Origin of the sequence: Scytonema sp. HK-05 (genome assembly GCF_963872035.1) — a bacterium.
Lineage (GTDB): Bacteria > Cyanobacteriota > Cyanobacteriia > Cyanobacteriales > Nostocaceae > Kalymmatonema.
The window spans coordinates 1-12,329 of record NZ_CAWMYC010000158.1; the positions used below are offsets into that span (position 1 = coordinate 1).

Below are 12,329 nucleotides of genomic sequence, written 5' to 3' on the forward strand. Positions count from 1 at the left end.
TGAATGCGTGAATGCGTGACTTCCCCGTTCGCGGAGCGTGTCCGTAAGGACTCAGGGGCTGACTCCCTTTCGCTTACCCTTGCCAGATGCAAAAAAGTTCTGGAACGCCACCCCCAAATCAGCGATAGACTGCTGCAATGGAATGTTGGAAACTTCACCCAACCACTCACGCAATGCAGTTTTCTTCGCCTGAGTAATACAGATTTTTTGCAAATCTCCTAACTTAGGGAGTTTCTCAGACTGTTTGCACAGCGCTAGCGCATCATTCCAAACAACACGGACGCAACCAAATAACCTAGCTAAAGCTTGGCGTTGTTGGTCGTCAGGATAGATTCTGTAGCGATAACGTGCTTTCATAGTAGTATTGTATTACAAATATCAATACAATGCCATCGCAATCAGCGCTAAATATCCGATTACCTGAGTCTAAACTAAAAATTCTTGAAGACTATTGCGCCAAGTCGGGTAGGACGAAGACACACGGAGTGAGAGAGTTTATTTGTTCACTCTAAGACAAAAAGCCGTCCTAGAAGGACGGGGCTTGTATCCCATTATTTTCGGTCAAAAGTCCTTTGTCCTGATGTCATCGCTTGTGGCTAAGGACTAATGACTAATGACTAATGACTCTTAGCTAAAGTGAATAATTTTTATCGAAGCTTTCACGTGTCAGTGGTTGTTCCAACTCCAGACCTTCACCACCTAAAACCTCCAATGGTTGCCCGTTGACCTCAATGTACACCTTGGCATTCTTATCTAAAGCTGTGGCGGTGTAGACAACTTGCCCCACACGACCCATCATTGAAGAACTACCACCTCCACTACTAAATTCTTCCGATAAATTGACGTGGATGCCATCCGACGCCTCCTTGACGCTCAACAGCTTAGTTCCTTTTGGAATTGTGGTAGAGTCCGTCCCTTCTGTGGGTCCAGCTAATAATTGTTGGAAAGCCCCTTCTAATACTTGATTGGGCGACTTCCCAACTGCTTTAACTTGAACTGTTTGGGGAACCAATTTTAAACCAGTGCCAGTGTCTTGCAGCCAAAAGATTTCAGCATTTTGTTCATTAGCTACCCGATTTTCTGATGGCTTAGGTTGAACTACTTCTGGAACAGGGATTGCTACAGGAGCCTTATTATTATCATCAGATTTCGATGCAAAAAAAGCAACACCAGCAGTCACTGCAATCACTGCTGCTGAAACAGCTGCGATGATACCTGGAGAAATACGGTTAGGTCCTTGCTGTTCTTTCATAATGAAAACCTTCCTAAAGGCTAAAATAGCATTTGTATGAGGATAAGCCTGGTTAACGACGATACTTAGGAGCCGGGGGTTTCCAAAAACCTAGAGGATGGCTCTACTCGTAAAAATGCGGCAATCTCTAATTCTTCTGGTCTCATACTCAATTTTAGAATTCGCACTTGTAGACCGTCATCTTCCAGATTTCCTAAATCCAATCGTTTGTTGATATTGTTGACAATTGCATTTACAAATTGAGGTGGAACCTCTTCACCATTCGCTGCCACAATTGGGTCAACTAACTGAATATTCTTCCCACCAACGATATGAAATCCTGATTCCACCCTAATTAACAAGGGCTTCTCCAGACCTTTCTCCTGTAATTCTACTTGCAAACTCAAGCGGTTATTTGCTAAAAATTTTACATTTGGATTCACAAAATTATAAACAGAGTTATACCCTGTATTTGAAGAATTGCCTGTGTTAATTTTTAGCTTTTGCAACAAGGTTATGAATTGAGGTGATTGTATGAGTTTGTTGATATCCTGCTGAGTTAACACCAAACGTACACCAGCTTGTAAAGGTCGTTTGAATTTCGGTCTGCTTCCAAGACTACGCGGTTCTAATTCAATGGCATCGGTTTCCAATTCTAAAGCTGCAATCCGAATTTCTTGCCACTTGAGTTGCAAAGAACGCCCCGCAATACGCACCCTTTCCACCTTACCTTGCAGCAATTGATGAGTAGGGGCGTTGTCAACTCGCACTTGCAATTGTTCAACTTGAGCCAATTGAGAACGGATAGCAGCAACAGCAGCCTGATCAACCACCAGTCCCACCGGAGTCACTAACCCTAAAGCGCCAGATACAAGGAGTGTGAAGAATTCCACGTTTTCGTTTGTAATTAGGGTATTCAGTTACCAGTTGTCAGTTATCAGTTATCAGTTACCAGTTACCAGTTACCAAGATTCCTTCATGTTCACTGTTGACTGTTCACTGTTGACTGTTCACTGATTGATGAATCCACTGCTTTAATGTAGATACAACGTCAGCGATCGCAATTTCTTGTGAGTTGCGGCTTTTTCTTTCCACAACTTCGACTTTGCCATTGGCAATTGCTCGCCCTGTGACTATTCTGTAAGGAATCCCAATCAAATCCGCATCTTTGAATTTTACTCCCGCCCGTTCATTACGGTCATCGAGCAAGGTTTCAATTCCCGCTTGATTAAGTTGGGCATAAAGTTTTTCCGCAATTTCCACTTGTTGAGTGTCGTTGATGTTAGGAATCGTCACAATCGCGTGATAAGGTGCGATCGCCACCGGCCAAATAATTCCATCTTTGTCGTAAGATTGCTCTACAGCAGCTTGAGCCAATCTTGACACACCCACACCATAACAACCCATAAGTAGAGGTTTTTCTTCACCCTGTTCGTTGGTATAAGTTGCACCCATTGCGATGGAATACGTGGTACCTAATTGGAAAATGTGACCTACCTCAATTCCACGTGCGCTTTGTAGAGTTTGTTCTGGGTTATGGATGGCGCGATCGCCTGGTCTTGCCTTACGTATATCTACGCTTAATTCTGGTAATTTAAATTGCTCATCCCAATTTGCTGCTACGACGTGGTAACCAGCTTCGTTTGCACCCGTAACAAAGTTTTTTAAATCAACCGCTGTTTTATCGACCAAACGTAAAAAGCGAGGTGCGACATCTTTGACAGACTTAATATAATCATCTGCAACATCAGGAGCAATATACCCCAAGGGTAAAGGTTGATTCGCCCATTTTCCTTGAGCTTCTGCATCTGGTACTGCAAGTTTGATCACCGTTTTCGCACCGTACTTGGGGGCTAACTTTGTCAATTCATTTTGTAATTTGACATCATTAACTTCCTGGTCGCCTCGGATGCTTACCAGCACCAACACTGTTGTTCCATTATCAAAATTTGTTTGGTAAAGAACGTTTTTCACAATTTGGGTAGGGGAACATTTCAAGAATTTACAGAGTTTCTCAATTGTCTCCGTCCCTGGTGTTTCGCGTTTTTCATAACTGGTAAATGCTGAAGTTTCCGCGTCAGGTGGTAAAGAAACCGCCTTTTCCACGTTAGCCGCGTACTGCCCATCTTCAGTGTAGAGGACTTCATCTTCGCCTGCTTCCGCCAGCACCATAAATTCTTGAGAAGCAGAACCACCTATAGCCCCAGAGTCAGCTTGCACAGAACGAAAAGCCAAACCAGACCGCCGTAGAATATTACTGTAAGCGGTATGCATATCCTGATAAGTTTTTTCCAAACTTTCTTCATCTACGTTAAACGAGTAAGCATCCTTCATGATGAATTCTCGTCCACGCATCAAACCAAACCGGGGACGAATTTCATCGCGGAACTTGGTTTGAATTTGGTAGAGGAGCTGTGGTACCTGACGGTAGGAACGAATCATATCACGAGCGATCGCCGTGATGACTTCCTCGTGAGTCGGTCCTAGGGCTTGTTCTTGGTCGCGGCGGTCTTTGAGGGCGAACATAATACCCTCGGCTTTGGTATAAGTATCCCAGCGTCCAGACTCTTTCCATAAATCAGCAGGTTGGAGTTGGGGTAACAGACATTCTTGTCCACCTGCGGCGTTCATTTCTTCGCGGACAATTTGGGAAACTTTTTGCAGTACCCGCCACATCAAAGGAAGATAGGCATAGACACCACTACCGATGCGACGAATGTAGCCTGCGCGGAGTAAGAGTTTATGACTGGGAATTTCAGCATCTGCTGGGTCATCCCTGAGTGTAACGAATAACATTTGTGACAGTCGCATCGTTTGTCCCCTTTCCAAATTCGATAATCTCTATTTCAGTTACAGTCTAAAATGAACGCTTGCAACTTCAGGAGAAAATCACTTTGCCTGATGTCATTTATCAAGCACAGCCACCCCTAGAATTTATCCCTCCAGCGCTAGACCCCACCTTTCTACGAGTCTGCCAATTCTTCCTACCCAGCTTAATACACTGGAGAACGGCAATTAGTCATATTGAAGCAGACAACCTAGAAGTTTTGCTGGATCTATATCACCAGTTTCAGGATAGGAAAATCCGTTTTTTAATCGCTTTTCGCCATCCCAAGGCAGAAGACCCGCTTTGTTTGGTTTACTTGCTTTCCCACATTTTGCCAAAACTAGCACGACACAAGGGTATCGTGCTACAGCCTCCGATTCATGCCCATTTTATCTACGACCGTGGAATTCCTCTATGGGCTGGTTCTTACATCGGCTGGGTTGCTCCGCGCTTAGGTGGCACATCTATCCAGCGAGGTAAGGCAGATTGGACAGGGTTGCGATCAGCGCGTGATTTGTTTGCCAATGGTCAGTTCCCGATGGCAGCTGCACCAGAAGGAGCCACGAATGGTCTTTCAGAAATTGTCAACCCCTTGGAACCCGGTATCGCTCAACTCGGTTTTTGGTGTGCTGAAGATTTGCACAAGGACAATCGAGATGAGCAGGTTTTTATTGTACCAGTTGGGATTAAATACAAGTACGTCGCCACTCCTTGGGGTGCGATCGCCAACCTTTTGAGTGAATTGGAAGCTGCTAGTGGTTTACCTGTAGAGACGAGAGGTGGCGCGTCTCTACAACAAGATGGCGCGTCTCTATCACCGGACTCCCTCTACCCACGTTTGTTTCATTTGAGCCAACATTTACTGTCTTTGATGGAAAATTTCTACACGCGATTTTATCATCAAAAACTGCCAGTACAAGGGGACATAAAAGATGCCAATGAACTTTTGGCAGCTCGTTTGCAAGCTTTGTTAAATGTCGTGTTACACGTAGCAGAACAGTATTTTGATTTACAACCCAAAGGCAATTTTAATGACCGCTGTCGTCGAGTAGAACAAGCTGGCTGGAATTATATTTTTCGAGAAGAATTTAAAGATGTGAAAGCACTGTCGCCTTTAGAACGTGCTTTAGGCGATCGCATTGCCGAAGAAGCGAATTTGCGGATGTGGCACATGAGGCTGGTAGAAAGTTTTGTGGCTGTCACAGGCAAATACGTACGCGAAAAACCCACAGCAGAACGCTTTGCTGAGACAACATTACTGATATGGGATTTGGTAACTCGAATTAGAGGTGGTAACCCCTCCGGGCGTCCAACTCTTGGCAAGCAACAGGTAAAAATAACTATAGGTGAGCCATTATCGGTTTCAGAACGTTATCCAGCTTATAAGACGAGTCGGCAAGGTGCAAGGCAAGCGGTAGCTGATTTAACGAAGGATTTACAGCTGGCGATGGAGGATTTGATTTTGAAGGGAAGGTAATATTGCTGACAGCGATCCTATTTTGAGAAGAATTTCTGGCAATTAGCTCAAAGTTAATCGTAAAAACGATTTGGCACTTTCTCTCGTGACTTTGCCCCTGATGACAAGCTTTGTAACACTGCTCCTAGTGTCTGTGAATACAGGTCAGGCTTTTGCAAGTATTGTATCAAAAAGAACTTGTCTGCTTTTTCTGCAAGCCTATCAAAAGCCTATTAAACGAAATTAATACAAATCAAATATCACAATTAGGAGGCAAAATAAATACAATGGAAATTCAAATTCCTGTTAGTTATCAGGACATTGTCAATGAGCTAGTTAATTTTACTGAGTTACCCAGACAGGAAGTAGAACACAGAGTGTGGAAGCAGGCTCTGGGGGATGGGAGTGTGAAACATGATGCTGAGCATTTTGGCATAACTCCGCATGTATATGACGACAAAATGGAACAGCTATACAAAGAAGGATATGGGTTGATAATTGAAACTCTAGTTTTTTGGGCAACAAATGAAAGACAGCTTTGGATTCAACAGGCGGTTGAAAGGATTCGCTTATACGCCCAAAAGAGCGATCGTGCTTTAGATGAATTAGCAATACTAATGTTGGGTGACGGCACTGGCAATGATTCTTTAGAGCTTGTAAGGAATGGCTTTAAGGTCAACTATTTTGACATACCTGGCAGTAAAACTTATGATTTTGCAACAAAGCGCTTCGCTCATTATGATTTACTAGGAAACAGTGTAAATCTTATATCTGACTTTGATTCCTGTCTTTCTTCTCAATACGATGTTGTACTTTCCTTTGAAGTCCTTGAACATCTTACTGACCCAATATCAGCTATCAGAGATATTTCATTGATGTTGAGAATAGGAGGAATAGCACTAATAACAGAAGCATTCGGTGCTGTTTCAGATAATTTTCCCACACATTTACAATCTAACTTAAAGTTTGCCAATAAGACACCTTTTTTGTTTCTAAAAAGTGGAATGCTACTTTATTGGTATAGTCAAAAAACTTTCTTTAAGTTCAAACCAATGGAGTTTACTAAACTGGAAAAGCCATCAATTATGAACTCTATCTCTCTCTTTAGAGATGACAATATCAGGAAACCGTATTTAGATAAAAAAAAGAGTGAATTGAAGTTGGCAGTCAAGAAAATGCTTGCAATGCAGAGTTGAGCGTATTACTCAGGTAATTTTTTTGGAAAAACCTTTGATAAATCTAAGGATAGATCAGGAAAACACGGTAGATTAACTGATTCATTAGGCAGAAAAATCAATTTGCTGCGATAACCAAATTTACCTTGCAAATCTTGATAAAATTCACTGTAGTTTTCCAGATAATTGTCTACTAGATTAAAGATCCAATAATGAGAAATACCCGCTTCAGCATAAATTGGTAATTTCACCTCTTGGTCATATTTTAAAGAGGAATCAGAAATTTCAATTAAAAGTAATATCTCATCTGGATGGGGATGAGTGCTGAGATAATCGTCTTCTCGATTTTTTACAATAACTCTATCTGGTTCAGGTTCATTATAGTCAGGAATAATAATCGGTTGTTGTCCTCGTAGGGTTGCACGTTCCCCCAGAAGCTTATATAACTCTCGTTCTAAACGGGTTTCGCAAACAGAATGTGGTTTACCTTTCGATACCATTGGGATAATTTCTCCGTTGATTAGCTCAACTCGGTCATCTTCACTGAAAAATCCGAGTTCTGCTAAACGGTCATATTCGGCTATGGTAAAGCGTTTAGCGGTGGTTATGGTCATAGCATTTTAGGAAGTGCAGGACTATTTGAATCTTAATATTTAATAGCAAAAACAGAGGCAGGCGTCTTGCCTGCCCTACTTCAGCGGTACTAGTGACCTTTTCCTTTACCAATGCAAAAACAGCCCTACCAAGACAAACCATGCTGGCACTTTGGGCTGATTTTGACTGTTGATGAAATTGCCCAGATTGATAACCTTATCAATCCTTAGTTGAAGGAAAAGTCAGTAGTCAAAAGTCAAGAACTCAGGACTCATGACTAATAACTAGTCACTATGAAGCTGTTTCTCTAGCTGTAGTAGAACCTAGCTTTTTCGGAGACATGGAATTCTCGCGACGTCCTGTCCGCAGTTTGGGCTTGGAACTGTGTTTGTCTCCTTCTGTGGTGCTGCCGTCTGATGGTACCCAAGCGGAGCGACTGCGCTCACCAGAAAACTCACCGCGACGGTTGTTGGAACGCAGCCTGGGTTTGGCAGATGGCTGCACGATCTCTTCTTCTGGAATATCAAGTTCTGATTGCAGCCAAGCAGGACGGGTTTGGTCGTAAGCGATTTGCAACGCTGCCGCAGCGATCGCCTGAGCATCGTATTGTTCAATCAGTTCGCTCACCATCGGTAAAAATGAAGCCAAACGCTCGCCAGCCAAAGCTTCGCGCACCTGAACTTGCAATTTTTCTATGTGCCGTGCCTCAATTTGTGTCCGTGAAGGAATCGACAGGACTTGCCAACTTTGGCGGTTATGGCGTTCAAACAGTTGCTGCTTGCGTCGCTCAAACGGCTGTACTAAAGAAATTGCTGTGCCTTCCTTACCAGCTCGACCAGTACGACCAATCCGGTGGACGTAGGTTTCTACGCTATCGGGTAAGTCGAAGTTGATGACGTGAGACAACTGGTCAACGTCCAAACCTCGTGCCGCAATATCGGTTGCGACCACCCAGCGTACTTGACGATTGCGGAACCGTGTCAGTAACCGTTCCCGTGCTTGTTGTGACAAATCACCGTGGTATTCATCAACACTATGACCTGCCGCTTGCAGTTGATTTGTTAGTTCTGCTGCTGTACGTCTGGTGCGGACAAAGATTAAAGCCGATTCTGGATCTTCCATTTCCAAGATGGGCTGTAAAGCTTTGGCTTTCGTCCAGTGACGCGGTACAAGATAAGCGACTTGATTAATTTTGTTAGGAGCGGCTTTTGGCTGCTCAACAGTCACTGTCACTGGCGAGTGCAAGAACTTATTCACCAATTGGCGAATTGAAGGTGGCATAGTTGCCGAGAACAACGCTGTCTGGCGCTCTTGAGGTGCTTGTGAGAGAATTTTGTCTACATCGTCGATAAAGCCCATGCTCAACATTTCATCGGCTTCATCTAACACAAACCACTTCACGCGATCCAGCTTCAAACTACCCCGCTCTAGCAAGTCTATGACTCGCCCTGGCGTACCTACAACCATGTGAACGCCGCGTTTGAGTTGTAACATTTGGCGCTCAATCGATTGACCACCGTAGATTGCTAAAACCCGCAATCCTTGGGTTCCCATGAAGGTGCTTATAGCATCGTGAACTTGGATGGCTAACTCACGAGTCGGTGTCAGAACCACAGCTTGGACTGCTTTTTGAGTCAGATCGAGCCGCTCTATGATCGGTAGGGAAAATGCCGCTGTTTTTCCTGTTCCTGTTTGCGATTGACCTACGACATCGCGACCACCCAATAGGTGGGGAATTGCTTGTGCTTGAATGTTAGTTGGTGCGGTAAAGCCTAATTTTTCTAATTGCTCAACACGCTCTTGTGAAATTCCTAAATCTAGAAACGAAAGATTCATCAAATCTCCTATGTTTTTCTTTGCTCTTTATAGATTGGTTAGTAGTTAGTGGTTATGGGTTAATAATGACAACTAATAACCATTAATTATTGACAACTTGACCATAAAGGTCGTAAGCATCAGCATTTTGGATAGCTACTGGCACGATTGTTCCTAATCGTGCTTCCCCATGAACTAAGACCTGCCCATCGACTTCTGGGGAAAATCTGTCAGAACGACCAATTAATTCTCCTGTTACCGGATTTTCTTGTTCAATCAGAACATTGACCACTTTGCCAACTTCTTGTTGATTTTTCTTTAAAGAAATTGGCTGTTGGAGTTCCATCAATACGTTCCGCCGCTCATCCATGACGAATTGGGGCAGTTGGTTTGGTAGGTTGTAGGCGGGAGTTCCTTCTTCTGCTGAAAAGGTGAAGACACCTACGTGGTCAAATTCATGACGCTCGACAAACTGTAACAAATGCTCAAAATGCTCCTGTGTCTCTCCTGGAAAACCGACAATAAATGTCGTTCGCAGCACAGCGTTTGGTAGCGCGTCTTTGATGCGTTCGATAATCGCATCATTCACTCGTCCTTGCCAGGGACGATTCATACCCCGGAGAATATCTGGATGGGAATGTTGTAGGGGCAAATCCAGGTAAGGCAAGACGTTCGGTGTTTCTTGAATGACCGCTATCACATCTGGGGTCAGTCCGGTGGGATACGCATAGTGCATGCGAATCCACGGCACATCAACTTTCCCTAAGGCACGGAGTAATTCGGCTAACTTCGGCTTGCCGTAAATATCAATACCGTAATTGGTGGTTATTTGGGAAATTAGAATAATTTCCTGTACCCCTTGACTTGCTAACTGCTCTGCTTCGGTCACTATTGATTCAATTGTACGCGATCGCTGGTTTCCCCGCAGGTGGGGAATTATGCAAAAAGCGCATCGGTAATCACAACCTTCAGCAACCCGCAGGTAAGCCACGCCTTCAGTCGTAGTGCGATAACGGGGTGTGGTTTCATCAGCAATGTAGGTTGGTTGTGAACTTACGATCTTAACCCGCTTGCCTTGTTCTACCTGCTGAATGACATCGACTATTTTGTGATAATCCCCGGTTCCTACTACGGCTACGGCTTCTGGCAGCTCTTCCAATAACTGTTCTTGGAAGTGCTGCGCCATACAGCCTGTGATAACGATTTTTTTATCTGCCTCTGCCAGTTCCACTAAGGTTCTGACAGATTCTTGTCTTGCTGCTTCAATAAAACTACATGTATTGACTATAACATAATCTGCTAACTGTTCATCAGAATCTACGCTGTAGCCTGCTTCTACCAGCAGTCCTAGCATATGTTCTGTGTCAACTCGATTTTTCTCGCAGCCTAGGTGAGAAATTGAAATTGTTGGCTTGTCACCCATATTAACAAAGAGTCTTTAGGTTTTTTCATGTACTTTAACGCCCTTGAGCGCAAAATTTTTGCTTGAGATATCAACTAGGTCAAAACCTCTGAAACTAAGCCATGACCTGAAATGTTACACACCGTCAAAGCAAGCTAGCACCATGATGAATCTGGAGTTCATGCTATGATAACTTTATTAATTTTTTTCTCGGGCAAAATAGACAGAATTTAGATAAATTGGACACTAGTAGTTAATCTTTTTTAAAATTTTACCTTTTGGTATTCTATATTACCGCAAAGTGTATGTTATTAATCAATCTACTGGGAAGCCACTCTCTAAATGACACTGGTTTTGGTCAGGAGCGGAGTCATCCATCTCGCCGAAACCAAGTGTGTGTGGCGCATTTGGAGAAGTCGCTACCAGCCTTTGAAAATATCGCGTGACGAAGCTTGTATAGCGGTAATGCCTGTACCTTGATCAGGCGAGATGCCTGTTCATCGGAAAGCTGCCTCGCGTCTTATGAGCGGCAAACTCCTCTTCTATCCATATGTTATCTTAACATATCTTAGGGAAAGTGTTACGTTAAATTCCATCTAAAGGTGGAGGTAAGCAATTTCCATTTGAAAGTCGAAGAAACCAGTGCTAGCAAGCATCCTAGCTGCTAACAGGGTGCAAATGAAATGCGTGACAGAAATGGCAGCACGGTTAGACACCTCAAAGGAGGTACAGCGCCCTTTACTTTACTTAATTAGTAATGAGTCATGAGTAAATAGTCAATAGTTAGCAGCGATAATAACAAATGACTAAGGACTAAGGACTGAAGACTCCGTAAAGCGGGTTAAAGACGTGACTTTATATCAGCTATTTAAAACCCGAACACCAATTATTGGCGTAGTTCACCTACTACCGTTACCTACCTCGCCCCGTTGGGGAGGTAGCCTGAAAGCAGTTATAGACCGTGCCGAACAAGAAGCAACAGCCCTAGCAAGTGGAGGGGTTGACGGCATTATTGTGGAGAATTTTTTCGACGCGCCGTTTCCCAAAAACCAGGTTGATCCAGCAGTTGTGAGTGCCATGACCGTAGTGGTACAGCGGATACAGAATTTGGTGACGCTACCTGTAGGTATAAATGTCTTGCGGAACGATGCCAGAAGCGCAATAGCGATCGCCACCTGCACAAAAGCGCAATTCATTCGCGTTAATGTACTGACAGGTGTCATGGCAACCGACCAGGGTATCATTGAGGGAGAAGCTCATCACCTGCTACGGTATCGGCGGGAGTTAGGCAGCGATGTGAAAATTTTCGCCGATGTGTTGGTCAAACACGCCCGTCCGTTGAGTGCGGTGAATCTCACCACTGCAGTGCAAGACACAATTGAACGCGGTTTGGCAGATGCAGTGATTATGTCTGGCTGGGCTACGGGTGATCCTCCAAACCTAGAAGATTTGGAATTGGCAACTTCTGCTGCTAACGGCACTCCAGTGTTGATTGGCAGTGGAGCAAGTTGGGAAAATATTGCTACACTCCTGGTGGCGGCAGATGGTGTGATTGTTTCCAGTGCGTTGAAACGCCACGGTCGCCGCGAGCAACCTATAGACCCAAATCGGGTCAGTCAGTTTGTGGAAGCTGCACGTAAAGGTTGGAACTCTAAAGAGGAAACAAAATCAATTCCTTCTGTAAAGCTACACTCATAGGTACGGAATAGGTAATGGGTGAGAGGTAGTCATGAATGATGAATTATAAATGAGGAAAAACACAATTCGTAATTCATCATTCACAAAAATGGCTCTCTGACTAATTACCAGTTTCCAATTCCCAATTCTCT

Annotated in this window: 10 protein-coding genes; 3 read left to right on the plus strand and 7 right to left on the minus strand. The window is 43.8% G+C overall.

Translation table 11 applies throughout. From position 1 onward, the window contains the following. Positions 1 to 51: 51 nt before the first annotated feature. The 4 genes from AACT52_RS36455 to AACT52_RS36470 all read right to left on the minus strand — a co-directional run bounded on the left by AACT52_RS36455 (position 52) and on the right by AACT52_RS36470 (position 4,042). On the minus strand, positions 52 to 357 hold the full coding sequence (locus tag AACT52_RS36455) for a helix-turn-helix domain-containing protein (protein ID WP_233153817.1): 306 nt from the start codon (positions 355 to 357) through the stop codon (positions 52 to 54). Between the two features lie 274 nt (positions 358 to 631). Continuing rightward, entirely contained in the window at positions 632 to 1,252 is a 621-nt protein-coding gene (locus tag AACT52_RS36460; RefSeq protein WP_073628356.1) for a GerMN domain-containing protein, read from the minus strand. Positions 1,253 to 1,317: 65 nt separating this feature from the next. Continuing rightward, positions 1,318 to 2,124, minus strand: a complete 807-nt coding sequence (locus tag AACT52_RS36465; RefSeq protein WP_073628358.1) for an LmeA family phospholipid-binding protein — start codon at positions 2,122 to 2,124, stop codon at positions 1,318 to 1,320. A 103-nt stretch (positions 2,125 to 2,227) separates the two neighbouring features. Next, complete coding sequence (locus tag AACT52_RS36470) at positions 2,228 to 4,042, minus strand: proline--tRNA ligase (RefSeq protein ID WP_233153818.1); 1,815 nt, start codon at positions 4,040 to 4,042, stop codon at positions 2,228 to 2,230. An 83-nt stretch (positions 4,043 to 4,125) separates the two neighbouring features. On the opposite strand from AACT52_RS36470, the gene AACT52_RS36475 reads away from it, so the two are divergent. Together AACT52_RS36475 and AACT52_RS36480 are read left to right on the plus strand one after the other, a co-directional pair. Continuing rightward, the gene (locus AACT52_RS36475) at positions 4,126 to 5,535 is read left to right on the plus strand and encodes a glycerol acyltransferase (RefSeq protein ID WP_073628362.1); all 1,410 of its coding nucleotides are present in this window, start codon (positions 4,126 to 4,128) and stop codon (positions 5,533 to 5,535) included. 266 nt (positions 5,536 to 5,801) lie between these two features. After that, complete coding sequence (locus AACT52_RS36480; protein WP_073628364.1) at positions 5,802 to 6,710, plus strand: class I SAM-dependent methyltransferase; 909 nt, start codon at positions 5,802 to 5,804, stop codon at positions 6,708 to 6,710. 5 nt (positions 6,711 to 6,715) lie between these two features. Here the strand turns inward: AACT52_RS36480 and AACT52_RS36485 are convergent, their stop codons facing one another. From AACT52_RS36485 to rimO, 3 genes are all read right to left on the minus strand, one after another. Then, the gene (locus tag AACT52_RS36485) at positions 6,716 to 7,303 is read right to left on the minus strand and encodes a Uma2 family endonuclease (protein ID WP_073628366.1); all 588 of its coding nucleotides are present in this window, start codon (positions 7,301 to 7,303) and stop codon (positions 6,716 to 6,718) included. Between the two features lie 271 nt (positions 7,304 to 7,574). Then, positions 7,575 to 9,119 carry a DEAD/DEAH box helicase gene (locus tag AACT52_RS36490; RefSeq protein ID WP_073628368.1) on the minus strand — a complete coding sequence of 515 codons (1,545 nt, stop codon included), beginning with the start codon at positions 9,117 to 9,119 and terminating at the stop codon, positions 7,575 to 7,577. Positions 9,120 to 9,201: 82 nt separating this feature from the next. After that, positions 9,202 to 10,521 (minus strand): 30S ribosomal protein S12 methylthiotransferase RimO, encoded by a 1,320-nt coding sequence (gene rimO, locus AACT52_RS36495; RefSeq protein ID WP_073628370.1) that lies wholly within the window; start codon positions 10,519 to 10,521, stop codon positions 9,202 to 9,204. Between the two features lie 828 nt (positions 10,522 to 11,349). Here rimO and btpA point away from each other — a divergent pair. Then, the gene (gene btpA / locus AACT52_RS36500) at positions 11,350 to 12,198 is read left to right on the plus strand and encodes a photosystem I biogenesis protein BtpA (protein WP_073628372.1); all 849 of its coding nucleotides are present in this window, start codon (positions 11,350 to 11,352) and stop codon (positions 12,196 to 12,198) included. Positions 12,199 to 12,329 lie beyond the last annotated feature (131 nt).

Coding starts and splice junctions, on each gene's coding strand:
- AACT52_RS36455 (WP_233153817.1), bottom strand. CDS start 357: ATGAAAGCACGTTATCGCTACAGAATCTATCCTGACGACCAACAACGC.
- AACT52_RS36460 (WP_073628356.1), bottom strand. CDS start 1,252: ATGAAAGAACAGCAAGGACCTAACCGTATTTCTCCAGGTATCATCGCA.
- AACT52_RS36470 (WP_233153818.1), bottom strand. CDS start 4,042: ATGCGACTGTCACAAATGTTATTCGTTACACTCAGGGATGACCCAGCA.
- AACT52_RS36480 (WP_073628364.1), top strand. CDS start 5,802: ATGGAAATTCAAATTCCTGTTAGTTATCAGGACATTGTCAATGAGCTA.
- AACT52_RS36485 (WP_073628366.1), bottom strand. CDS start 7,303: ATGACCATAACCACCGCTAAACGCTTTACCATAGCCGAATATGACCGT.
- AACT52_RS36490 (WP_073628368.1), bottom strand. CDS start 9,119: ATGAATCTTTCGTTTCTAGATTTAGGAATTTCACAAGAGCGTGTTGAG.
- rimO (WP_073628370.1), bottom strand. CDS start 10,521: ATGGGTGACAAGCCAACAATTTCAATTTCTCACCTAGGCTGCGAGAAA.